This window comes from Rhodoferax sp. TS-BS-61-7 (genome assembly GCF_002943465.1).
In the GTDB taxonomy this organism is placed as follows: Bacteria; Pseudomonadota; Gammaproteobacteria; order Burkholderiales; family Burkholderiaceae_C; genus Allorhodoferax.
Genome location: NZ_PTQY01000001.1, coordinates 926,724 through 949,822 on the forward strand (window position 1 = coordinate 926,724; position 23,099 = coordinate 949,822).

21 protein-coding genes are annotated in these 23,099 nt (G+C 60.9%); 16 read left to right on the forward strand and 5 right to left on the reverse strand.

Translation table 11 applies throughout. From position 1 onward, the window contains the following. Window positions 1-5: 5 nt before the first annotated feature. A complete protein-coding gene (locus C5F53_RS04370; RefSeq protein ID WP_105260068.1) occupies window positions 6-1,154 on the reverse strand; it encodes a two-component system response regulator in 1,149 nt (382 codons plus the stop codon). A 232-nt stretch (window positions 1,155-1,386) separates the two neighbouring features. Next, window positions 1,387-2,403, reverse strand: a complete 1,017-nt coding sequence (locus tag C5F53_RS04375; protein ID WP_105260069.1) for an NAD(P)-dependent alcohol dehydrogenase — start codon at window positions 2,401-2,403, stop codon at window positions 1,387-1,389. A 167-nt stretch (window positions 2,404-2,570) separates the two neighbouring features. On the opposite strand from C5F53_RS04375, the gene C5F53_RS04380 reads away from it, so the two are divergent. Then, window positions 2,571-3,704, forward strand: a complete 1,134-nt coding sequence (locus tag C5F53_RS04380) for a beta-ketoacyl-ACP synthase III (RefSeq protein WP_105260070.1) — start codon at window positions 2,571-2,573, stop codon at window positions 3,702-3,704. Here the strand turns inward: C5F53_RS04380 and C5F53_RS04385 are convergent. After that, window positions 3,685-4,230 (reverse strand): N-acetyltransferase family protein, encoded by a 546-nt coding sequence (locus C5F53_RS04385; RefSeq protein ID WP_370446699.1) that lies wholly within the window; start codon window positions 4,228-4,230, stop codon window positions 3,685-3,687. The two genes, C5F53_RS04380 and C5F53_RS04385, sit on opposite strands and share 20 nt — an antisense overlap. Window positions 4,231-4,295: 65 nt before the next feature. Between C5F53_RS04385 and C5F53_RS04390 the strand changes: the two genes are divergently transcribed. The 12 genes from C5F53_RS04390 (at window position 4,296) to C5F53_RS04445 (ending at window position 17,316) form a co-directional block, all read left to right on the forward strand. Continuing rightward, window positions 4,296-4,622 (forward strand): 2Fe-2S iron-sulfur cluster-binding protein, encoded by a 327-nt coding sequence (locus C5F53_RS04390; protein ID WP_105260072.1) that lies wholly within the window; start codon window positions 4,296-4,298, stop codon window positions 4,620-4,622. Between the two features lie 113 nt (window positions 4,623-4,735). Further along, on the forward strand, window positions 4,736-6,427 hold the full coding sequence (locus tag C5F53_RS04395) for an AMP-binding protein (RefSeq protein WP_105260073.1): 1,692 nt from the start codon (window positions 4,736-4,738) through the stop codon (window positions 6,425-6,427). 35 nt (window positions 6,428-6,462) lie between these two features. After that, on the forward strand, window positions 6,463-7,197 hold the full coding sequence (locus tag C5F53_RS04400) for a c-type cytochrome (protein WP_146097292.1): 735 nt from the start codon (window positions 6,463-6,465) through the stop codon (window positions 7,195-7,197). A 1-nt stretch (window position 7,198) separates the two neighbouring features. Further along, window positions 7,199-8,509, forward strand: a complete 1,311-nt coding sequence (locus C5F53_RS04405; RefSeq protein ID WP_105260408.1) for a cytochrome c — start codon at window positions 7,199-7,201, stop codon at window positions 8,507-8,509. A gap of 21 nt (window positions 8,510-8,530) precedes the next feature. Then, window positions 8,531-10,165: a bifunctional UDP-sugar hydrolase/5'-nucleotidase UshA gene (gene ushA, locus C5F53_RS04410; RefSeq protein WP_105260075.1), complete on the forward strand. Its 1,635-nt coding sequence runs from the start codon at window positions 8,531-8,533 to the stop codon at window positions 10,163-10,165. Beyond that, window positions 10,166-12,373, forward strand: a complete 2,208-nt coding sequence (locus C5F53_RS04415; protein WP_105260076.1) for a PAS domain-containing sensor histidine kinase — start codon at window positions 10,166-10,168, stop codon at window positions 12,371-12,373. It begins immediately after the preceding gene. Further along, window positions 12,357-13,022: an RluA family pseudouridine synthase gene (locus C5F53_RS04420; RefSeq protein ID WP_370446700.1), complete on the forward strand. Its 666-nt coding sequence runs from the start codon at window positions 12,357-12,359 to the stop codon at window positions 13,020-13,022. Before C5F53_RS04415 ends, C5F53_RS04420 begins: the two co-directional genes overlap by 17 nt. A gap of 22 nt (window positions 13,023-13,044) precedes the next feature. Then, window positions 13,045-13,899, forward strand: coding sequence for a 3',5'-nucleoside bisphosphate phosphatase (locus C5F53_RS04425; RefSeq protein ID WP_105260409.1), 855 nt, complete (start codon window positions 13,045-13,047; stop codon window positions 13,897-13,899). A gap of 36 nt (window positions 13,900-13,935) precedes the next feature. Beyond that, a complete protein-coding gene (locus C5F53_RS04430) occupies window positions 13,936-14,559 on the forward strand; it encodes an L-threonylcarbamoyladenylate synthase (RefSeq protein ID WP_105260078.1) in 624 nt (207 codons plus the stop codon). 40 nt (window positions 14,560-14,599) lie between these two features. Continuing rightward, window positions 14,600-15,268 (forward strand): site-2 protease family protein, encoded by a 669-nt coding sequence (locus C5F53_RS04435; RefSeq protein WP_201740785.1) that lies wholly within the window; start codon window positions 14,600-14,602, stop codon window positions 15,266-15,268. 32 nt (window positions 15,269-15,300) lie between these two features. Further along, entirely contained in the window at window positions 15,301-16,605 is a 1,305-nt protein-coding gene (locus C5F53_RS04440; protein WP_105260080.1) for a tryptophan--tRNA ligase, read from the forward strand. 78 nt (window positions 16,606-16,683) lie between these two features. After that, window positions 16,684-17,316 (forward strand): FABP family protein, encoded by a 633-nt coding sequence (locus C5F53_RS04445; protein WP_105260081.1) that lies wholly within the window; start codon window positions 16,684-16,686, stop codon window positions 17,314-17,316. Between the two features lie 452 nt (window positions 17,317-17,768). Here C5F53_RS04445 and C5F53_RS04450 read toward each other — a convergent pair whose 3' ends face one another. Next, the gene (locus tag C5F53_RS04450; protein ID WP_105260082.1) at window positions 17,769-18,359 is read right to left on the reverse strand and encodes a hypothetical protein; all 591 of its coding nucleotides are present in this window, start codon (window positions 18,357-18,359) and stop codon (window positions 17,769-17,771) included. A 71-nt stretch (window positions 18,360-18,430) separates the two neighbouring features. Then, window positions 18,431-19,420 (reverse strand): tripartite tricarboxylate transporter substrate binding protein, encoded by a 990-nt coding sequence (locus tag C5F53_RS04455; protein ID WP_236635208.1) that lies wholly within the window; start codon window positions 19,418-19,420, stop codon window positions 18,431-18,433. A gap of 325 nt (window positions 19,421-19,745) precedes the next feature. Here C5F53_RS04455 and C5F53_RS04460 point away from each other — a divergent pair, with 325 nt between their 5' ends. From C5F53_RS04460 to C5F53_RS04465, 3 genes are all read left to right on the forward strand, one after another. Then, a complete protein-coding gene (locus tag C5F53_RS04460) occupies window positions 19,746-21,002 on the forward strand; it encodes a tyrosine-type recombinase/integrase (protein WP_370446701.1) in 1,257 nt (418 codons plus the stop codon). A gap of 346 nt (window positions 21,003-21,348) precedes the next feature. Beyond that, complete coding sequence (locus C5F53_RS20055) at window positions 21,349-22,194, forward strand: hypothetical protein (protein WP_146097293.1); 846 nt, start codon at window positions 21,349-21,351, stop codon at window positions 22,192-22,194. 523 nt (window positions 22,195-22,717) lie between these two features. Then, the gene (locus tag C5F53_RS04465) at window positions 22,718-22,975 is read left to right on the forward strand and encodes an AlpA family transcriptional regulator (RefSeq protein WP_105260085.1); all 258 of its coding nucleotides are present in this window, start codon (window positions 22,718-22,720) and stop codon (window positions 22,973-22,975) included. Window positions 22,976-23,099 lie beyond the last annotated feature (124 nt).

Consider the following 23,099-nt stretch of genomic DNA (forward strand, 5'->3'; position numbering starts at 1 on the left):
GCGTATCAGCCTGTAATCACCTTCAGGCTCTTGGCTTTTTCGGCCATCACCTCATCACTGTCGGCATATTCGAGGGCCACTGCGCGGAACTGCTCCGTCAGCTCCAGAAAGGCATCGACGATATCGGGATCGAAATGGCTGCCTCGTCCGTCGGCGATGATGGCCACCGCTTTTTCATGCGACATGCTTTGTTTGTAGACGCGTCGGCTGATCAGCGCATCGTAGACATCGGCCACGGCCATCAGGCGTGCCGAGATGGGAATCGCATCGCCGGCCCAACCTTCGGGGTAGCCGCTGCCATCCCACTTTTCCTGGTGGCTGTAGGCAATTTCTTTGGCGTAGTGCAGAAATTCGACTTCCAGTCCCAACTGGTCCTCTGCATGCTGAATCGCATCGCGCCCCAGCTTGCAGTGCGTCTTCATGATCTCGAACTCGTGGGGCTCGAAGCGGCCGGGCTTGAGCAGGATGCGGTCTGGAATGCCGACTTTGCCAATGTCGTGCAGGGGGGCAGACTTGAACAAGATATCGATCGTGCGCTCGTCCAAAAAACGGGAAAAGCGCGGATGCCGGCGCAACTGGTTGGCCAGCAGACGCAGGTAGTGCTGCGTGCGGCGGATGTGGTTGCCGGTGTCGTTGTCGCGGGTCTCCGCCAAGGAGGCCATGGCCAGAATGGTGACATCCTGAATCGCCGCCAGCTCCCGGCCGCGGCGCTGCACCTCGGTTTCCAGGTAATCATTTTTGTCCCGCAGGAAGTCCGCTGCAGCCTTGACCTGCAACTGGGTGGACACCCGCGCCAGCATGATGGGCGGATTGACGGGCTTGGTGATGAAATCCACCGCGCCCATCTCCAGCCCCTTTTTTTCCTCTTCGGCTGCCGTCATGGCAGTCAGGAAAATGATGGGGATGTGCTGGGTGGCGGGATCGTCCTTGAGGATTTTGCACACGTCATAGCCCGACAGGCCAGGCATCATGATGTCCAGCAGGATGAGGTCCGGGGGATCTTCGGCCCGGGCCAGCTTGAGTGCCTTTTCGCCATGGTTGGCCAGCACAACTCGGTAGTGGTCTTTGAGCAGCCCGGCCATCAGGGACAGGTTGTCAGGCGTGTCGTCCACGACCAGTACAGTAGGTTTTTCGGTGAAGTCCAGTGCGTCCATCAAATCACTCCCCAGTGGTTGCTGTATAGCCACTCCAGCATAGCATCGGCGCATCCCGCGCCACGCTAATTCACCAGTTCAGCGCATGGAAATTCCGCCAATCAGCGCGCCATGCCCACGCAAATCACCACAGGTGCAACGACCACCTTTCTGATCGCAAAATTAATCGCTATAAAATTTATAGCTGCTAGCGCAATATTCATAAGCGCTAGCAGCCCATTTCATTCACAACTCAGGCAAAGTCCGCATCCAGCACTACGCGGTAGCGTGCCTTGCCGCTGCGCATGTGGTCCAGCGCGTCGTTCACCTGGGACATGGGGAAATGCTCCACCTGCGGCGCAATGCCATGGCGGGCGCAGAAGTCCATCATCTTGATCAGCGTGACAGGCGATGGCGTGGGCGATGCCGAGATGCTGCGCTGCCAGGACAGCAGGCCGCTGGTGCGCACCTTCATGGCCTCGGTCACCACACCCACCATGTGCAGGCGGCCCTTGGGGGCCAGCGTGCCAATCAGCGCATCCCACTCCAGGCTGGCGCCCACCGTCACCAGCAAAAAGTCCAGCTGGCCGGCATAGGCTTTGAGCTCTTTCACATCCACACTGGACACGGTGCGGTGCGCGCCCAGCAGCAGCGCTTCTTCCCGCTTGGACGGGCTGGAGGTGAAGGCTGTCACATCACAGCCCCAGGCCTTGGCAAACTTGACCGCCAGGTGGCCCAGGCCACCGATGCCGACCACACCCACCTTGTCGGTCGGTTTGATGTCATGGATCACAAAGGGCAGAAAGGCCGTGCCGCCGCCACACATGAGCGGGCCGGCCACCGCAGGGTCCAGCCCCGCGGGGATGGGCAGGGCCCAACTCCAATGCGCACGCACCTTGTCGGCAAAGCCGCCATGGCGGCCGATGATGGTGGGCTGGCGCGTGTTGCACAGGTTTTGCTCACCACCCACACAAAAGTTGCAGTGCAAACAGCTCTTGCTGTGCCAGCCCAGGCCCACGCGCTGGCCTACGCTGCGGCCCTTGGCGTTGGGCCCCACGGCGGTGATGGTGCCCACCACCTCGTGCCCAGGGACTACGGGGTAGCTGGTGGGAAACCACTCGCTGTCCACCATGGCCAGGTCGGAGTGGCAAACACCGCAGTACTCCACGGCAATCTCCACGTCTTCGGCGTCCAGGGCACCGGGGTCAAAGTCCAGGCGTTCTAAAGCGGCGCCGCTGCTGTGGGCGGCCCAGCCGCGAAATGGGGTCATCAAAGTCTCCTGCACGCCGGCGCCAACGGCCAGCCAAGTGCCAAGCCTAGCGCCTTGGCGGCCCCGCGAACAGAGGGCTTGTAACCCCCGGGACTGCCCGCACTTCGGCGGATAATCCGCCGGCGCCGGCAATCCGCGGGCGCGCCTAACCGACCAAGAAGTTCACCATGCACCGTGTCGCCATTAGCAGTACAGGCCTGTTTACCCCGCCCGACGTCATCACCAATGCCGAACTGGTAGCGGCCTACAACGCCTACGCCGCGCTGCAAAACGCCCAGCATGCCGACGCGATTGCGGCGGGCACGCACACAGCGCTGACCGACTCCAGCGTGGAGTTCATCGAGAAGGCCTCAGGCATTCAGCGCCGTTATGTGATGGAGAAGACCGGTGTGCTGGACCCCACGCGCATGCGCCCGCACTTCACGCCCCGCCCCGACACCGAGATTTCGCTGATGGCCGAGATTGCCGTCAAGGCCTGCCAGGACGCACTGCAGGCCGCCGGCAAAACCGCCGCCGATGTGGATGGTGTGATCTGCGCCGCCGCCAATATGCAGCGCCCCTACCCCGCCATGGCGGTGGAGATTCAGACCGCGTTGGGTGTGCAGGGTTATGGTTTTGACATGAATGTGGCCTGCTCGTCGGCCACCTTTGCACTGGAACAAGCAGTGAACGCGGTGCGCTGCGGCACGGCGCGCGCCGTGCTGGTGGTGAACCCCGAAATCACCTCGGCCCACCAGGCCTGGATAGACCGCGATTGCCACTTCATCTTTGGCGATGTGTGCACCGCCATTTTGGTGGAGCGGCTGGACCTGGCGCCCGCAGGCGCGTTTGAGGTGCTGGGCACCAAGCTGCTGAGCACCTTCAGCAACAACATCCGCAACAACCACGGCTTCATGTGGCGCGCCGAAGACCGCAACCCGGACGACCGCGACCAACTGTTCCGCCAGGAAGGCCGCAAGGTGTTCAAAGAGGTGTGCCCCATGGCCGCAGAGCACATGGAAAGCCACTTGGAGAGTTTGGGGATGACGCCACAGAACGTGCGCCGTTTCTGGCTGCACCAGGCCAACCTGGGCATGAACCAACTGATTGCGAAGAAGCTGCTGGGCCGCGAAGCCACGCTGGACGATGCGCCGGTGATTCTGGACGAGTTTGCCAACACCGCGTCAGCCGGCTCCATCATCGCCTTCCACCGCCACCACGCCGACATTGCGGCGGGTGAGGTGGGGGTGATCTGCTCGTTTGGGGCGGGCTATTCGATCGGCAGCGTGGTGGTCAAACGCCTCAGTTCAGCGGGCGCTTGAGGCGGATTTCCTCGATCTTGACGGTGCCGATGGGCACGGTCTTGGCAGTGGACATTTCACGTTTGAAACCCGCCAACTCGTGGAAGCGCATGGCGCGCTCGTTGGCAATGGGTAACCACACGCTCACGTGGGTGCAGCCTTCGTCTTGCAGGCCTTCGCGGGCCGCATCCCACAGGGCCAGGCCCACGCCCTTGTCCCAATGGCTGGAAGCCACATAGATGGCCCAGAGCTCACCCATGGTGGGTGGCGTACCCTTGTCCCGCGAACGGTCGAAGCCCACAAAGCCAACGATCTTGTCGTCGTCCAAGGCAACTTGCACCTGGGGCTCGGCGTATTCGATGGCCTCACGCCAGTAAGCCTGGCGTTTTTCCAGGGGCACGGTGGGCACCGGGGTATCGGCCAGCATGCTCTTAAAAGCTTCGCGCACGGTGGAGTTGTGGAGCTCGGCGATGGCTTTGGCATCGCGCAGGGTGGCGGGGCGAACCTTGAAAGTAGTCGTATCGGACATGTCTAAACGCAAACTCACGCAAAATTGAAAAAAAGAGCGTGATTGTCGCAGCATTCGTAGAAACCCTCCCCTCCCCCACTTTGATGCCCGATTCCAACCCCTCTTCCACGCCACTGCCTGCGGTTTTTCAGGTGCGCATCGCACCCGATGGTTGGGTGTTTGCAGCCACACCCGCGCAGAGCGTGTTGCAAGCCGGGTTGGCCGCGGGCGTGGAGCTGGAGAGCTCGTGCCGCAACGGCACCTGCCGTACCTGCCTGTGCAGGCTGGTGCAGGGCGAGGTGGCCTATGCCATTGACTGGCCCGGTGTGAGTGCCGATGAAAAAGCCGAGGGCTGGTTTTTGCCCTGTGTGGCCCAGGCCCGCAGCGACCTGGTGGTGGAGCAACCCATGGCATGGTCCACCGCACCGTGATGCCCACACCGTAAAAACACCAAGCTCGCGGAGCCACGTCACCTAGGGTCAACACCATTGTCGGTGGCTTGGCGAGCCCCAAGAATGGTCTTTCCATCCACAGGGAAGTGTCCATGACCACCATCACCGTCTCGCCCGGCGATTTGCCTTTGCAATGCCTGTACCGCTGGGAAAAGGAGCGTGGCCCGCAGGTCTACCTGACCCAGCCCACCGGCGGCGGTGCGGTGCTGGACATCACCTGGGCACAAGCCGCGCAGCAGGTGCGTTGTATGGCGGGCTGGCTACAGTCGCAGGGTTGGCCGCAAGGCAGCCGCGTGGCCATCATCGGCAAAAACAGCGCGCACTGGATCCTGGCGGACCTGGCCATCGTGATGGCGGGCTATGTGTCGGTACCCATCTACCCGACCTTCAATGCCGAAGCGCTGGCCTACATCCTGGCACACAGCGAGGCCAAGGCCTTGTTTGTGGGCAAGATGGACGACACCGCCAACATCAAAAACGGCGTCCCCTCAGGTTTGCCATTGGTGGCACTGCCGCTGGCCCCCGCCTTGGCGGCGCTGCAATGGGCAGATTTGGTCAAGAACAACGCCCCCCTGAGTGGCCAGCCAGTGGCCGATGGGGATCAGACCAGCACCATCATTTACACCTCGGGTACCACCGGCAAACCCAAGGGAGTGGTGCACACCTTCAACACCATGGCCTGGGGTGTGTCCAGCGCCACACACCGCGTGCGCATGGATGTGAACGACCGCTACATCTCCTACCTGCCGCTGGCCCACGTGGCCGAACGCATGCTAGTGGAGCAAGCCTCGCTGCGTTACGGCGGGCGCATCTTTTTTGCCGAATCGCTGGACACCTTCTTAATGGATCTGCAGCGCGCCCGGCCCACCATCTTTTTCTCGGTACCGCGCCTGTGGGTCAAGTTCCAGCAGGGCATCCACGGCAAGATTCCGGCGCCCAAACTCAAACGCCTGCTGGGTCTGCCGCTGATTGGCAACTTGGTGCGCAAAAAAATCCTCAAAGGCCTGGGCCTGGACCAGTGCCGCATTGCGGCCGGTGGTGCCGCGCCCATGCCGGCCGACGTGTTGCAGTGGTACCGCAACCTCGGGCTCGATTTGATTGAGGTGTATGGCATGACCGAAAACAGCGGTGTGTCGCACTCCACCCTGCCGGGCTCGCGCCAGACCGGATCGGTAGGCCTGCCCTACACCGGTGTGGAAAGCCGGGTGGACGTCGAAACCGGCGAGATCCAGATGCGCTGTCCGGCCCTTATGAAAGCTTACTACCGCGAAGAAGCCCAGACCGCAGAGGCATTCACGACAGACGGCTGGCTGCGCACCGGCGACAAGGGGCAGATCGATGCGCAAGGTTTCCTGAGCATTACCGGCCGCGTGAAAGACATCTTCAAAACCAGCAAGGGCAAGTACGTGGCGCCCGCCCCCATTGAAGACCGGCTGGTGCTGCACCCCGACATCGAAGCCTGCGCGGTCACCGGTGCCAACTTGGCACAACCGCTGGCTTTGGTGATGCTGTCACCCGACGCTGTGGCCCGCAGCCAAAGCAGTGAGGGCCGCCAGACCCTGAGCACCTCGCTGCAGTTGCACCTGCAGGCCGTCAACGCCATGCTGGAACCGCACGAGAAGCTCGACTGCCTGGCCGCAGTGACCACCGCCTGGACCCCCGAAAACGGCTTTGTCACACCCACGCTCAAGGTCAAACGCAACAAAGTGGAAGAGGTGTATGCGCCCCACTTTGCCAGCTGGCTGGCGCAAGGCCGACCCGTAGTCTGGGCCGACGCCAGCTAAGGCAGCCCACCCACCTGCTGCGGTAAGCTCGCAGCATGTTTGCTTGGAGTTACTCTGTTGTGTGGCGCAGCCGGTGTGCCACCGGGCTGGCCATTGGCCTGCTGCTGGCCTTTGCCACAGCGGGCGCGGCCGATGCGCCCCACCCCATGGCCGAGCGCACCGCCGCCTGCACCGCCTGCCACGGCACGCTGGGCAAGGCCGGCCCCGATGGTTACTACCCCCGCCTGGCCGGCAAACCCGCGGGTTACCTGTACAACCAGTTGCGCAACTTTCAGGAAAGCCGGCGCCATTACACGCTGATGGCCGGCCTGCTGGCGCCCCTGGGGCCGGACTACCTGCGTGACATGGCCACCTATTTTTCGGAGCTGGACGTGCCCTACCCGGCCCCAGCCCGCAGCGGCGCACCCACGGCCGTACTGGCGCGTGGCAAAAGCCTGGTGCTGCAGGGTGACCAGGCGCTGGGCATTCCGGCCTGTGTGGCGTGCCACGGCGCCACCTTGACCGGTGTACAACCCAATACCCCTGGCCTGCTGGGCCTGCCGCGTGACTACCTCAACGCCCAACTGGGTGGCTGGCAAACCGGCCAGCGCAAAGCCCACGCCCCCGACTGCATGGCTGACATTGCACGCAAACTCAGTGTCGATGACGTGAATGCGGCCACCCAATGGCTGTCCTCCCAAACACTGCCAACCAGCACCAAACCCGCCGCGCAGCGGCCGGCGGCATTGCCCGGCGCGCTTGCGCTGCCACCGTGTGGAAGCGCGCCCTGACATGCCCACCCCATCGTCATCCTGGCGCAGACGCGTGGTGTGGACAGGGCTCGGCGGGCTGGTCCTTGCAGGCCTGCTGCTGGCTTATGTGGCCCTCACGCAGTTTCGCGCCCCCCAGGCGGCCAGCACCCCGCGGAACACCCCCACGGTACCGGCCATGGAAGCCGTACAACGCGGTGCCTACCTGGCACGCATTGGCAACTGCGCGTTGTGCCACACCGCACCGGGTGGCGCCAGTTACGCCGGCGGCAAAGGCATTCCCACACCCTTTGGCACGGTCTACACCAGCAACCTCACACCCCACCCGGACGCAGGGCTGGGCCGCTGGTCGGCCGAGGACTTCTGGCAGGCCATGCACAACGGTCGCTCGCGCGACGGGCATCTGCTCTACCCCGCCTTCCCCTACACCAGCTTCACCCAGCTGGCCCGTGAAGACAGCGATGCCCTGCTGGCCTTTTTGCAAACCTTGCCAGCCGCAGACCAACCCAACCAGCCCCATGCCCTGCGCTGGCCCTACAGCAGCCAGTGGGCGCTGGCCGTGTGGCGGGCCGTGAACTTTGCACCTGCAGAGCCGGTGGCCCAAGCGCCAGCGCAGACGGAGCCCCTGCTGCGCGGCGCCTACCTAGTTAACGGCCTGGGGCACTGCAACGAGTGCCATGGCGCGCGCAATGTGTGGGGCGCACCGGACCTGCGCCAGACACTGTCCGGCGCCACACTGCCACAAAGCCTGTGGTACGCCCCCTCACTGCGCGCGGCCAACGAAGGCAGCGTGGCGGGCTGGACGTTGGATGACACCGTGGCCCTGCTCACCACCGGGGCCAACCGCCACGCCACCACCAGCGGCCCCATGGCCGAAGTGGTGCACCACAGCACCCAGTACCTGCAGGCAGCCGATGCAGAGGCCCTGGCCCGTTACCTGGCCCAGCTGCCCGAAACGCCCCGTGCCGCGGCCACCCCCTACAACACAGTGGCAGCCAACCTGACACTGGGTGCACGCCTGTACGAGGCCCAATGTGCCCAATGCCACGGGAAACAGGGCGAGGGCCAAGCCGATGCCTACCCGGCCCTGGCCGGGAACCGCGCGGTGCAAATGACTCCCAGCAACAACCTGGTGTTGACGGTATTGCAAGGCGGCTATGGGCCGGCCACCCAGGGCCGCCCGCAGCCGCACGGCATGCCACCGTTTGTGCTCACCCTGAGCGATGCCGAGCTGGCCTCGGTGCTAAGTTACATCCGCAATGCCTGGGGCAATCAGGCCCCGGCCTTGAGCGAGTTTGATATAAACAAGTTTCGCAACCTCCAAGCCCCTTAAAGCCCTCCTGGAACCGCCACCATGCGCACCTCTGCCCTTCTTCTCAGTGTTACCGTGCTGGCCCTTGCGGGCTGCGCCCAGTGGGGCGGCCCGGGCCCGGACAAAGACAAGACCTACGCCATCACCATCCTGCACACCAACGACCACCATGGCCGTTTCTGGAAGAACCGCGATGGCGAGTACGGCATGGCTGCGCGCAAGACTGTGATCGACCAAATCCGCCAGGAAGTGAAGACGGCCGGTGGTTACAGCCTGCTGCTCGACGGTGGTGATGTGAACACTGGGGTGCCCGAGTCCGACCTGCAAGATGCCGTACCCGACTTTCGGGGCATGAACCTGCTGGGTTATGACGCCATGGCCGTCGGCAACCACGAGTTCGACAAGCCGCCGGTGGTGTTGCAAATGCAACGCGATCTCGCCACCTTCCCCATGTTATCGGCCAACATTTACAAAGATGGCAGCCGCATGTTTGCCCCCTACAAGGTGTTCAACCTGGGTGGCGTGCGTGTAGGCGTGATGGGCCTGACCACCGAAGACACGCAGAAGATGGTGCACCCGGACAACGTGCGCGGCGTGACCTTTGCCAATGTGCAAACCGAAACCACCAAGCTGCTCCCCGAGCTGCGCCAGAAAGCTGACGTGGTGATTGCCGCCACCCACATGGGCCACTACGAAGATGGCAAACACGGCGTGCAGGCGCCGGGCGATGTGGAACTGGCCCGCGCCGTGAAAGGCCTAGACATGATTGTGGGCGGCCACTCCCAAAACCCGGCCTGCATGAAAGCCGAGAATGTGCTGGACCGGGCCTACGTGCCGGGCACCGAATGCAAACCTGACCGCCAGAATGGCACCTGGATCGTGCAAGCCCACGAGTGGGGCAAGTACGTGGGCCGCGCCGACTTCAGCTACCGCAACGGTGAATTCACGCTGGTGAAGTACACGCTGGTTCCCATCAACCTCAAGAAGGCCGTGAAAACCGCCGACGGCAAGACGGTGATGCAAACCTACGCCCCCGAGATTGCAGAGTCGCCCGAGATGCTGCAACTGCTCAAACCGTTCCAAGACTTTGGCCAGCAGAAATTGCTGGTCGAAGTGGGCAGCAGCGACGGTAAGCTCGAAGGTGACCGCAGCGTGGTGCGCAGCCAACCCACAGCGTTGGGCGTGATGATTGGCAAATCCATGATGGACAAGACCCAAGCCGACTTCGCCATCGTCAACGCTGGCGGTGTGCGCGACTCACTGCCCGCAGGCAAGATCACCTACAAAGACGTGCTGACCGTGCACCCCTTTGGCAACACCGTGGTGGTGGTGTCCCTGAATGGCAAAGAAGTGCGGGACTACCTCGCAGCCGCCGCCAAGATGACGGCGGGCTCGGGCGCGTTTGCACAATTTGCCGGTATCCAACTGGTGATGGAAGCCGGACAGGTGATGAGTGCCAAGGTGGCCGGGCAGGACATTGACCCTGCCAAGACCTACCGCATGGCCATCAACAACTTTGTCGCTGCAGGCGGCGATGGTTACCCCAAACTCAGCACCCACCCGGGTTATGTAGACACCGGTTTTGTGGACGCTGACGTGCTGCGCGCCTACATTGCGGCCAACAGCCCCCTCAGGTCCCAGGCCTATGCGCCTGGCAACAGCGTCGTGCGACGGTAAATGGCCCAACTCTCACGCCGCAAAGCCAAACCACTCGCCCCGCGCCAAGCCTCCGTGCCCACACGCCAGGGGCGTGCCGGGCAACACATGATCATCGACGGCTACGCCCCGTCGCAGATGATCGAAGACTTGCGCAAGTACCAGGCCGAACTGGAAATCCAGAACAAGGCCCTGCGTTATTCCCAACAAGAAGCCGAGGGCGCTTCGGAGCGTTTTGCCACGCTATTCTCCAACGTGCCGCTAGCCCTGATGGTGGTGGACGAAGAAGGCCTGGTGCTGGCCAGCAATGCCATGGCGCTGCGCCTATTCCAGCCGCTGGAGAGTGATGCGCCGCTGAACTTTTTGCTGCCCTTTGTGGGGCAGGACCATACGGACGAAGTGGCGGTGGCTTTTTCTAGTGCCCGGCAGGAAGGCACCAGTGAGGTCCACGAGGTGGAGTTTCTGGCTGGCTCGCGCGGCAAACTCACCGGGGACCTGCATATTGCACGGATCGAGAACCCGCTGGATGAGCTGGCGCACTTTATCTGCGCCATCATCGACCAGGGCCCTTTGCTGGCAGAACGCCAGGCCCTGCAAGAAAGTGCCGCCGTGCTGCGCCAGCGCAACGAAGACCTGTTGCTGAGCGAAAACCGCATGGCGGCCATCATCAACTCATCGTTGGACGCCATTTTGTGCATTGACGAAAAGCAGTGCATCACGGTCTTTAACCCGGCCGCCACCGCATTGTTTGAATGCCCGGCCGACCAAGCCTTTGGCGCCCGCCTGGGCCGCTTTCTGCCCGATGTGGAGCGCGCGCTGGAAAGCGGCAATGTGCCGGCCCAGGCCATGCTGGGAGAGTTCACGGCCACAACGCTGCGGGGCCAGCAGATTTATGTGGAAATCAGCGTCTCGCTGGAGCGGCGCCTGCGCACCCGTGCGCCGCTGCGTTCGCTGGACAGCGACCCGGTCGCCCGGCGCGGCCAGCACAGCGCACACGGCGCAGTCACGACCATTTTTGCGCGCGACCTGACGGCCAAAAAACTGGCCGAGGCCCAGCGCACCGCACTCGAAACCCAACTGCGCGAGTCGCAAAAAATGCAGGCCATGGGCACCATGGCCGGTGGCATTGCGCATGATTTCAACAACATCCTGAGCGCCATTCTGGGCAATGTGGAACTGGCCAAACAAGATACTGCACCCGATGCGAGTGCATTGGTAAGCCTCCAGGAAATCGACAAAGCCGGTCGCCGCGCGCGCGACCTGGTGCGGCAGATTCTCACCTTCAGCCGCAACGAACCGCCCAAGCGCACGCCGATTCAGCTGGCCGAAGTGGTGCAAGAAACCGCACGCCTGGTCAAAGTCGCGCTCCCACCTGCCGTGGAGCTGCAGCTGCTGGTGCCCGATGGCATTCCCTCGGTACTGGCGGATGCCACCCAGGTGGAGCAGGCCCTGCTCAACCTCTGCACCAACGGCATTCTGGCGATTGGCAACACCAAGGGTTCGGTCACCATTGAGCTCGGGCAGGCCGAGATCGAACTGCCCTTTAGTGACCGTCTGGGTGTCCCAGCGGGCCACTATGTGACCGTGCGGGTACGCGACACCGGGGGCGGCATGAGCGAAGCCACCATGCAGCGCATTTTTGAACCCTTCTTCACCACGCGCCAGGTGGGCCAGGGCACAGGCCTAGGGCTGTCGGTGGTGCACGGCATCATGCAGACCCACCTGGGCGCGATCGACGTGCACAGCGAGGTCGGGCATGGCAGCGTGTTCACCCTGTACTTCCCGGCCACCGAGCAAATGCCGCTGGGCGTGGCAGAGCCGGACCCGGTGCAGGAGGTAAAGGGCCGCGGCCTGCATGTCATGTACGTGGACGATGACCCGGCACTGGTGTTCCTGGTGTCGCGTGTGCTCACGCGCAAGGGCTTTGCCGTGACCACCTTCACTGACCCACATGAAGCCCAGGCGGCGCTGCACGCCAACCCCATGGGTTGCGACCTGTTGGTTACGGACTACAACATGCCCGGCTTCAGCGGCGTGGACCTGTTGCGGCAGGCCAAGCTCATTCGGCCAGACCTGCCGGTGGCGCTGGCGTCGGGTTATGTCACCCCGGAAATTGAGCAACGCGCGCTGCAGGAGGGTGCCAGTGCCCTGATCTACAAACCCAACGATGTGAACGAGCTGTGCGAAACCGTGCAGCGGCTGTTGTCCCACCATGATGTTGTCCACTGAAGACTTTGCCGCCCTGCCACTGGAGGTGGTGTTTGCCGACGATGCCATCGTGGTGCTCAACAAACCCTCGGGCCTGCTGACCGTGCCGGGCCGTGGCCCCGAGAAGGCGGACTGCCTGAGCAAACGCGTGCAAGCGCGTTACCCCGACGCGCTGATCGTGCACCGGCTGGACCGTGACACCTCGGGCCTGGTGGTGCTGGCGCGCGGCCTGCCAGCCCAACGCGTGCTCAACCTCGCGTTTGAACAACGCCGCGTGGACAAGCGTTACACCGCCGTGGTCACGGGGCTGCTTGCCCTGGACGGCCAATGGAAAGAGATTGACCTGCCCATGCTGGTGGACTGGCCCAACCGCCCCAAGCGCACCATCAACCACGCCGAAGGTCAAAGCGCCCTCACGCGCTGGCGCTGCACGGCCGTGGACGCCGCCGCCAACACCTCGCGTGTGGAGCTGGAACCCGTGACCGGGCGCACCCACCAGTTGCGCGTGCACATGCAGGCCATCGGTCACCCCATGGTGGGCGACACGCTGTACGCACCGCCCGAGGTGCAAGCCCAGGCCGACCGCTTGCTGCTGCACTCGGGCCTCTTGAGTTTTCCGCACCCGGTGACGGGTGAGGCGCACGAATACACCGTCGTCCCGGCGTTTTAGTGCCTGGGCCTAAAATGGTTTGGTGACTACCCTACTCAACGCCGACCTCCATTGCCACTCTGTGGTGTCCGATGGCACTCTGACGCCCGAAGCCCTGGCCGAACGCGCCAAGACCAATGGGGTGGAACTGTGGGCACTGACCGACCACGATGAAGTGGGCGGCCTGGAGCGCGCACGCGATGCGGCCCATGCCCAGGGCATGCGCTACCTGACCGGCGTGGAGATCTCCATCACCTTTTTGAACCAGACCGTGCACATCGTCGGTCTGGGCTTTGATGCCGACAACGAAACATTGCGCCAGGGCCTGCGCCAGACACGCGGTGGCCGCAAAGAGCGCGCCATGGAAATGTCGGACGGTTTGGCCAAAGTGGGCATCCAGGGCGCCTATGAAGGCGCCCTGAAGTTTGTCGGCAACCCCGAGCTGATTTCGCGCACCCACTTTGCCCGTTTTCTGGTGGAAAGCGGCGTGTGCCGGGAAACCAACGAGGTGTTCCGCAAGTACCTGACCGAAGGCAAACCCGGCTTTGTGGCGCACCGCTGGGCCACGCTCAAGGACGCCGTGACCTGGATCACGCAAGCCGGTGGCATGGCCATCATTGCCCACCCGGCGCGCTACAAGTTCACACCCAACGAAGAGTTCGCGTTGTTCACCGAATTCAAGGGTTATGGCGGCCAGGGTGTGGAAGTGGTGACGGGCAGCCATTCGGTGCCCGAGTACCAGATCTACGCCGAGACCGCCAAGGAATTTGGCCTGGCCGCCTCGCGCGGCAGCGACTTCCACAGCCCCGATGAAAGTCACACCGAGCTGGGCACCCTGCCCGCTTTGCCCAGTGGCCTGACCCCCGTGTGGGAGTTGCTGAGCTCCCGTATCCAATAAAAACAAGAGGACAAGCGCGCAAGCGTTTGCCGTGCCATGGCGCAGTACTTCGAAGTTCACCCCCACAACCCACAACCCCGCCTGCTCAAGCAGGCCGTGGGCCTGCTTGAAAAAGGCGGCATTCTGGCCGTGCCTACCGACTCCAGCTACGCGCTGGTGTGCCACCTGGACGACAAAGCAGCGGCCGACAAGTTGCGCAGCATCCGCGGGGTGGACGACAAACACCACCTGACCCTGCTGTGCCGCGACCTCAGCGAGCTGGCCAGCTACGCGCGTGTGGACAACACGCAGTACCGCCTGCTCAAGGCCGCCACACCGGGGGCCTACACCTTCATTCTGGAAGCCAGCAAGGAAGTGCCACGCCGCGTGAGCCACCCCTCGCGCAAGACGATTGGCCTGCGTGTGCCCGAACACAAGACGCTGCAGGAGCTCCTAGCCCTGCATGGGTCTGCGCTACTAGCTACTACTTTGATAGCATCAGGCGAGACCGAGCCACTCAACGATGCGCAGGACATTCGCGAACGCTACGAGCACCAGATTGCCGCTGTCATCGACGCTGGGGCCTGCGCGCTGGAGCCCACCACGGTGATCGACCTGACGGGTGACACACCCGAAGTGATTCGCCAGGGTGGGGGCGACCTCGCCGCCATCGGACTGTAGCCTTGCGTTTCTTCCCCATTTCACTCTGAGACAATTGCCTGTGGACATTGCACAACTGATCCAAACCGTTGCCATCTACGCCCTGCCCGTGCTGTTTGCCATCACGGTGCACGAGGCCGCGCACGGCTACGCGGCCCTGCATTTCGGTGACAAAACCGCCTGGTCCCTGGGCCGCATCACGCTGAACCCGGCCAAACACATTGACCCGGTGGGCACCATCCTGATGCCGCTGTTGTTGTACTTCGCCACCTCGGGTGCATTTCTGTTTGGTTACGCCAAGCCGGTGCCCGTGCGCTTTGGCAACCTCAAGAACCCCAAGCGCGACATGATCTGGGTGGCACTGGCCGGCCCCGGCGCCAACCTCGCCATGGCGCTGGCCTGGGGCATTGGTCTATATCTGCTGCAAGGCGCGGGCGTTGTCGAGCCCTTCTTTTTGAAGATGTGCCAGGGCGGCGTGCTGGTCAATGTGGTGATGTTCGCCTTCAACCTCTTTCCGCTGCCGCCGCTGGATGGTGGCCGCATTCTGGTGGGCCTGCTACCCCTCAAGCAGGCCATGGCCGTGTCGCGCATCGAACCCTTGGGCTTTTTTATCGTCATGGCGCTGGTGATTGCCGGTGTGCTGAGCACCGTGTGGATGCAGCCCGTCATGGCCCTGACCTTTGGCCTGCTAGACCTAGTGCTCACGCCCCTGTCGCTGCTTACCCGCTGATTCTTTTACTGTTTGCCTGAGTTATTGTTTCCATGAGCACCACCCGCTTCCTCACCGGCATCACCACCTCCGGCACGCCCCACCTGGGCAACTACGTGGGCTCGATCCGCCCGTCCGTGCGCGCCAGCCAGACCCCGGGCGTGGAGAGCTTTTACTTTCTGGCCGACTACCACGCGCTCATCAAGATCGACGAGCCCGCGCGCATCCAGCGCTCCACGCTGGAGATTGCCGCCAGTTGGCTGGCCGCGGGTCTGGACCCGGCGCATGTGACCTTTTACCGCCAGAGCGACGTGCCCGAAATTCCCGAACTCACCTGGTTTTTGACCTGCGTGACCGGCAAGGGTGTGTTGAACCGCGCCCACGCCTACAAGGCCTCGGTAGACAAGAACACCGCGGCCGGTGTGGACCCGGATGCCGATGTGACCGCCGGTCTCTTCATGTACCCGGTGCTCATGGGCGCGGACATTTTGATGTTCAACGCGCACAAGGTGCCCGTGGGGCGCGACCAGATCCAGCATATCGAGATGGCGCGCGACATGGCCGCCAGCTTCAACCACCGCTACGGCGAGCACTTTGTGCCGCCGCAGGCCGAGATTGAAGAATCGGTCGCCACCCTGCCCGGCCTGGATGGCCGCAAGATGAGCAAGAGTTACGACAACACAATTCCGCTTTTCAGCAGCCGCGAACAGCTCAAAAAGTTGATTGCCGGCATCAAGACCGATTCACGCGCGCCCGGTGAGCCCAAGGACACCGAAGGCTCGGCCCTGTTCCAGATTTACCAGGCGTTTGCGTCTGAAGAAGAAACCGCCGCACTGCGCAAGGCCTACGCCGAGGGTATTGCCTGGGGGGATGCCAAGACCCTGCTGTTCGAGCGCATCGACCGCGAAATCGCACCCATGCGCGCCACCTACGAAGACTACATGGCCCACCCCGAAAAGGTGGAAGCGCTGCTGCTGGCGGGTGCCAAGAAGGCGCGCGCGATTGCCACCCCCTTCATGGCGCAGCTACGCAGCGCCGTGGGCCTGCGCGGCCTGGGCAGTGCGGTGCAAGCCAAGGCAGAAAAAACCAGCAAGGCGGCGCTGGCCGCCTTCAAGCAGTACCGCGAGAAAGACGGCCTGTTCTACTTCAAGCTGGTGGACACGGCCGGTGCCGTGCTTCTGCAAAGCAAGGGCTTTGAGTCACCCAAAGTGGCGGGCCAGGCGATTGGCCAGTTGCAGCGTGACGGCGCGGCCGGCTTGGCAGCGTTGCAGGCCCAACTCGAAGCGCTGGACAGCAGCACCCACGCCAGCGCCGTGCAGGCTCTCGTGGCACTGGCCGAGGCCGCAGACGCCAAATAACGCTATTCATTTGCTAGCTGCTCGCGCATATTCCACGGGGGCTAGAGGCCTAAAACACTTCAAGATGACAGGTGCAGCATGAGTGACTACCCCAAAGACATTTACACCGAACCCCACCCCATGGATGTGGACACGCTGGCCAACCTGGGCCCATTGCGCGGCATGGCCGGCATCTGGGAAGGCCTGCGCGGCCTGGACGTGAAACCCAAAGCCGAAGGTCCGAAGAAACAGGCGTTTTACGAACGTATCGAGCTGCAACCGATCGACCCACAAACCAATGGCCCGCAGCTGCTCTACGGCCTGCGCTACCACACGCACATCACCAAGCCCGACCAGGTGAAGACCTACCACGACCAGGTGGGCTACTGGCTGTGGGAGCCGGCCACGGGCGCCATCCTCCACACGCTGACCATCCCGCGCGGCCAGGTGGCCATGGCGGGCGGCCAGGCCACGGCAGACGCGACCGAGTTTGAACTGGTGGCCACACACGGACTGGACACCTATGGCATCTGCTCCGCACCGTTTTTGCAGCACGCCTTCAAGACCACGGAGTTCCGCATCAAGGTGACGATCAACGCCGATGGAACCTGGAGCTACGACGAGGACACGGTGTTGGAGATCCTGGGGCGCGATGAGCCGTTTCACCATACCGACCGCAATACGCTGACCAAGATTGCGGAACCCACGCCGAATCCGCTGGCGCGTGGTTAAGACCTGACGGGGTTTCTCCGTTTAGGTGCACAGATTTTTGCTGGGCTGCACCGCCTTTTTTTAACACCCACTCCCCCAGCCCCTCGCCCCGTCGGCGAGGGGAGCCTTTAACAGCCGATTTGGTGGCTTCACTCCGGCCAAGGTGCTACAGCAGATAGGTTGCCCGCGGGTGGGTATGCCACGGCCCGTGCCAAAGGTTGTAGTACTTCGCATGGGCCGGTGCTCCGCCACTGGCGCGCGCAGCCGCCAGCGTTGGCATACCGACATCTCCGAAGTATCTACAACCGCAGGCGCAGGCCGTGGTGCGAACCAACGGTAGCAACCGAACGCCAATAGCCACGCAGTCGGCGCGCAAAAAAACAAATAGGGCTGTTAAAAGCTCCCCTCGCCGACGGGGCGAGGGGTTGGGGGAGTGGGTGTTAAAAAAGCGGTCAACGCCCGCAAAAATACAGCTAAGGCACCAACACCCGAATCTGCAACAAACGCCGCACCTCGCCGCTACCAGCACTGCTGTAACTGCCTTGCCGGGCCGGCGCAGGGCCGGTGGTGGCAATCGTTACCCACTGCGCCAGGGGCGCGGTCACCGTGCTGCTGAACTGGCTGCGGCTCTGGCTAGGCATGTCGGCGTTGCTGCGGGTGGCCATGTCGGCCTGCTGCACTTCCAGCTCTACCGTGGCCGCACGGTTGCCACCGGGCCAGCGCGGCGTCACGGTCACGCTCTGGCCCACCTCAAACCACTGCAGCGCCTGCTTGACGCCTGCCCCGCTGTTGGCAGACGCGGCCTGGGCGGCTTCCACCCACTGCATGGGGACGGAGAGGTTCATCCGCAGCTGCGCCTTCTGCCCATTGCGTACCTGGATTTTCTGGGGCGACAGGGCTTGCGTGCTCTCGGAGGGGCCCGCACGGTAGCTGTTGGCCTCGTCCTGCCGGTCTTCGATCTGGCGTAGCTCCACCGTCAGGTCCCGCGCAGGCAACTGGGCGTGGGCCCAGGGCGCCCACAGACCGCAGGCCAGTAGCAGGAACGAAGGGATGGAGGTGCGCATGCAGCCATTGTTCCACGCCGGCTCCGCGCAGGCCAGCCAACAAAGGGGCCAACAAGGCCCCAAAAGCGGCTTTATTCGATCTTGAGGTTTTGCGTCTGCACGACGTCACGCCAGGCGTGGTAATCGGACTCGATGAACTTCGCCTGCGCCGTGGGAGTGCCCGGTGTGGCCTCCACCGCATCCAGTTTGAAGCGGGCCACCACCTCGGGCAGCTGGACCACCTTGTTGAGGGCGGTATTGAGCTTGTCGATCACCGCAGCCGGGGTGCCCGCAGGGGCGGCCAGCGCAAAGTAGTTCAACACGTCAAAGCCCTTGAACCCGGCCTCGGCCATGCTGGGCACATCGGGCATGGCGCTGGAGCGCTTGGCGCTCGTCACGGCCAGCGGCTTGATGCGCCCGTCTTTCACCAACGGCAGCAACGCGGGAATGGTGCCCGTGACCAGTTGCACCTGGCCCGACACCATGTCCATGGCGGCTGGCGCCACGCCGCGGTAGGGAATGTGGGTGATGAAGGTACCGGTCTTGGCCTTGAGCAGCTCCAGCACCAGGTGGTTCACCCCACCCGCACCGGCCGAGCCGTAGTTGAGTACGCCGGGTTTTTGTTTGGCGTAGGCCACCAGCTCCTGCATGGTGTGGATGCCAGTCTGGTGGTTGGTCGCCCAGACCAGCGGGCCACTGGCAATCATGCCCACGGGGGCAAAGCTCTTGAGTGGGTCGTACCCCGCATTGGGCAAGGAGGCCGCCACGGTGGTGAACGGCGACGCCACCAGCAGCAAGGTGTAGCCGTCGGCCGGTTGTTGTGCCACGTACTGGGTGCCAATCGCGCCTGACGCGCCGGTGCGATTCTCCACCACAAAACTGCCCCCCATCACCTCACCCAGCTTCTGGGCCATCAGGCGGCCCATGGCATCGGTGCCTGCACCTGGGGCAAACGGCACGACGATCTTGACCGGTTTGTCGGGAAAGCTGGCACTGCCGTTTTGTGCCCAAGCCACCGTGCCCAGCAATGCCGTTGCCACCACAGATGCCACCGCAGCACGGCGGGAAAGTTTGCGAACCATCACCATAAAAACCACCTCACACATTGGATACAGCCCGCCACTATGCGACAGGCAGATTGCAGCACCATGACAAATTTTGCTGGCACGCGTGCCAATAAAAAAGCCTGCATCTTTGCGGGATGCAGGCTTGCTTATTTGGAGGAGAAGGAGTCCGTATTTAACGATTCCCAACTAGTCCCAACAAGTCCTAATTCCCAAATAAAATCAACTAGTTAGATCCTATACTCGTCCCAAGGCGTACTTCCCAATCTCATCGAATTCGACTACAATTTGATAGTCAGATCGATAGTGAAAAAACGGGGGATTCGAACTCATGGCGAGGCAGTTGCACAAGCTCAGCGCGCTTCAAGTCAACAAGCTTAACAAGCCTGGTTTGTACGGTGACGGCGGCGGCTTAACCCTTCAAATCACCCCCAGTGGATCCAAGAGCTGGCTGTTTCGGTACATGCTAGCCGGCAAGGCGCACGGCATGGGTCTGGGGCCAACGCACACTATTTCTCTGGCCGAGGCACGACAGAAAGCCTTGGAAGCCCGCAAACTTTTGCTTGATGGCCTCAACCCCTTGGAAGTTAAGAAGGAAGCACGTCAGGCTCAGGCCTTAGAGCGGGCAAAACGCATGACCTTCGACCAGTGTGCAAAAGCCTACATCGATGCTCACAAAGCGGGTTGGAAGAACGAAAAACACATTCAACAGTGGACCAACACTATCGAGGCTTACGCGAGCCCATTTTTTGGACACCTCCCTGTAGCTGATGTGGACACTGCCTTGGTCGTGAAGAGCCTTTCCGTGATCTGGCAAACCCGCCCAGAAACAGCGAGCCGACTGCGCGGCCGTATTGAGTCTGTTTTGGGATGGGCTACTACCAGCGGGTACCGTGTCGGCGAGAATCCAGCCCGCTGGAAAATGCATCTCGAAAATCTTTTGGCCAATGTCAGCAAGACCGCAAGAATTCAGAACCACCCTTCCCTGCCATGGCAGAAGATCTCTGACTTCATGTCAGCCCTGCACCAACGGGAAGGATCAGCTGCCCGCGCTATGGAGTTCGCCATATTGACTGCTTGTCGATCAGGAGAAGTGCGCGGCGCCCAATGGTCAGAGATTGACTTCACCGAGAAGGTTTGGACCATCCCTGCCGAACGCATGAAAGCTGGACGTGAGCATCAAGTGCCACTGTCAGATGCAACATTATCGATTCTTGCGACCATGAAGGCTGATTCAGTCTCTGATGTCCGGCGAGGAACAAGCCCGAACCCCAGCCCCTATGTGTTTCCTGGCAGCAAAGGACAAATCCTGTCCGATATGTCCCTTACGGCCGTTGTTCGAAGAATGAACGCTGAGGAAGAAAAGCCCATATGGGTAGACCCCACTGGCAAGGGCATCACAGTGCACGGCTTTAGGGCCACATTCCGCATGTGGACCGCGGAAACAACCTCTTACCCAAGAGAGGTGGCCGAACACGCCCTGGCTCACCAGTTGCCCGATGCCGTTGAGCGGGCCTATCAGAGGGGAACACAGTTTGAAAAACGAAAGTCATTGATGGCAGAGTGGGCAGTTCAGTGCACGTCAAGCAAGCACCCTTAAGCAATAAGAGAAATTAGTCCTTAGCCAAATCAGCTAATCCGTACTTTGGCCCACTTACGGATCTGACAGTTACTTTAGTTGTTGAGCCACCGAAGAGCAAAGCCCCTAATCAACGAAGAACAGACAAGTGCAAGAATCAAAGATTCTTGAAAGCCGGATGACCACAGTCAGGCGAAAAAAGGCCCAAGTTAACAAGCTCATCAAACTCTCACATAAAGCATGAGACTGCTAACACCTTTTGAACTTTACCCCAGTGTCAACAAAGCTATTACGCCTCTGAAACAGAAACCTAGTACTTAAGCGGATCACAAAAAAACTTGTTTTCTGTCCATAGGTATAAAAATTTATGTCGAACCATCACATATATCTACCAGACCAATCCCACTACCGACTTGAAGAGATAGCCAAATCCATAGAGGGATTCCCGCCGCAAGTCGGGATAAAAAAGGGGATTGACTGCGTAGGTCGGAAATATTTACCCAAGAACTTCTGGCTGAAAAAGCCCGACTCCAGTTACAGACTGAAGGGATTAGTAGGAAGTGTTCCATTAACTGATGCGGACAGAATTGAGTTAAGTCGCTTGCTACCTCAATTGCCCGAGATCACTGACAACATGTCTGATACAGAAATCGATAAATTTTTTGATGAATATTACAAGAGTGAAAATAGACCTAATTGGGAACCAGACATCAAAACACCGTCAGACCGATATAAAGCGCAACGTGATTATGACGAGCGAATAACTAAGCACTGCGAGAATTTCATCTTAAAAGTTCATTCGGGGCACTTTCATCTATTTGACTCCGACCTTAATGCACTTCGGGGTGCGAGCCTCCATCCATATTTTGCACAAAAAAATGCTCTGGTCTCTCGTGAGGATGCCAGCAAATACTTAAAGCAGTTGGAACTGGACTTCATAATTTCTAATTCAAAAAAATCAAGGGGAAAAAGTGAAAGGTATTGGACGACTGAAAATGTCAATGAAATGCGTGAATACAGGAAGAACTCCACAGCGAAAGAAACGGCAGCTTACTTTGGTGTCTCTGTCACTAGAATGAATCAGGTATTTAAAGATAACCCACGACCCGAGGAATTCAATCACGACGCTCCGATACAAAATAAAAATAAAAAACCTACAACGAACATCATCACGAGTCCTTTTGAGATTTGGAATAAGCAAACGAACAAGTGAGACATATCACCGGTTGTTTATTCACTAGCCCTAGTAAGGCTTTAGATAAGATCTGGAAAGACTTGCCCCGACGTCGTTCAGAGAAGCTATCAACAAACTTTCGGTCCACCGGGAAATGTCCGCCCTCCTACCCTAAGCCGGCAATCTGACTTGTAACGCTCTAGTGTTCAAAAAGGCTCTTCGAGGTCTTGCCGCCTAGCTACCGAAGCACTGCAGCGCAATAAGGGGCAAGATAAACCCCAACCCATCAAGCGTTCCATTGACCAGACCCCAATCTAGGCACCAGCGTAGACAGTGACAAGGGGTTGTCACCACTTAGCTGAAATGCCCACGGCACAAGGCTCCCCGGGTCACGTTTGACGGCAACCCCGTTGCCGCTTCAAGAATTCGCTCCATCGAAACAACGCCTCGCATCACACATGCATCAGGCAAGCAATGGAGAAAAATGCGAAATTCAAATCCTCATCCGGTGACTACTCAACATGCGGCGGGCTGCCCAGCCGGTAACCAACTGGTTGCCGCTATGTCGGACGGCATCAAACCCAAGATCAACCTCCTTTCACTTAACGCCGTCTTGGTGCGCACCGCATCTTCCCGCACCTCGACGTACGCACGCATGGACTCTACAAGCAAGTACTACGACCCGTCCTTCCCTAAACAGGTGCGCATCTCTGCAAATCGAGTGGCCTGGATCGAGTCGGAAATCGAAGCTTGGTTGGAGTCACGAATTAACTCAAGTAGATCAACTCCCGCCTTTGACCTCAATCGTTCAAAAAACTAAACCTCCAGAAATTTAACTATTTATTAGATCCCTTCACCCATAATTTCATATCACATATTTTATTACTCACAGCATTTAAACCTATCTCCTTCTGATTCAAACACGAAGGTGGGATTAACACATC

Coding starts and splice junctions, on each gene's coding strand:
- C5F53_RS04455 (WP_236635208.1), bottom strand. CDS start 19,420: ATGGTTCGCAAACTTTCCCGCCGTGCTGCGGTGGCATCTGTGGTGGCA.
- C5F53_RS04405 (WP_105260408.1), top strand. CDS start 7,199: ATGCCCACCCCATCGTCATCCTGGCGCAGACGCGTGGTGTGGACAGGG.
- C5F53_RS20055 (WP_146097293.1), top strand. CDS start 21,349: ATGTCGAACCATCACATATATCTACCAGACCAATCCCACTACCGACTT.
- C5F53_RS04390 (WP_105260072.1), top strand. CDS start 4,296: ATGCCCGATTCCAACCCCTCTTCCACGCCACTGCCTGCGGTTTTTCAG.
- C5F53_RS04415 (WP_105260076.1), top strand. CDS start 10,166: ATGGCCCAACTCTCACGCCGCAAAGCCAAACCACTCGCCCCGCGCCAA.
- C5F53_RS04370 (WP_105260068.1), bottom strand. CDS start 1,154: ATGGACGCACTGGACTTCACCGAAAAACCTACTGTACTGGTCGTGGAC.
- C5F53_RS04440 (WP_105260080.1), top strand. CDS start 15,301: ATGAGCACCACCCGCTTCCTCACCGGCATCACCACCTCCGGCACGCCC.
- C5F53_RS04400 (WP_146097292.1), top strand. CDS start 6,463: ATGTTTGCTTGGAGTTACTCTGTTGTGTGGCGCAGCCGGTGTGCCACC.
- ushA (WP_105260075.1), top strand. CDS start 8,531: ATGCGCACCTCTGCCCTTCTTCTCAGTGTTACCGTGCTGGCCCTTGCG.
- C5F53_RS04430 (WP_105260078.1), top strand. CDS start 13,936: ATGGCGCAGTACTTCGAAGTTCACCCCCACAACCCACAACCCCGCCTG.
- C5F53_RS04380 (WP_105260070.1), top strand. CDS start 2,571: ATGCACCGTGTCGCCATTAGCAGTACAGGCCTGTTTACCCCGCCCGAC.
- C5F53_RS04395 (WP_105260073.1), top strand. CDS start 4,736: ATGACCACCATCACCGTCTCGCCCGGCGATTTGCCTTTGCAATGCCTG.
- C5F53_RS04450 (WP_105260082.1), bottom strand. CDS start 18,359: ATGCGCACCTCCATCCCTTCGTTCCTGCTACTGGCCTGCGGTCTGTGG.
- C5F53_RS04420 (WP_370446700.1), top strand. CDS start 12,357: ATGATGTTGTCCACTGAAGACTTTGCCGCCCTGCCACTGGAGGTGGTG.
- C5F53_RS04445 (WP_105260081.1), top strand. CDS start 16,684: ATGAGTGACTACCCCAAAGACATTTACACCGAACCCCACCCCATGGAT.
- C5F53_RS04375 (WP_105260069.1), bottom strand. CDS start 2,403: ATGACCCCATTTCGCGGCTGGGCCGCCCACAGCAGCGGCGCCGCTTTA.
- C5F53_RS04465 (WP_105260085.1), top strand. CDS start 22,718: ATGTCGGACGGCATCAAACCCAAGATCAACCTCCTTTCACTTAACGCC.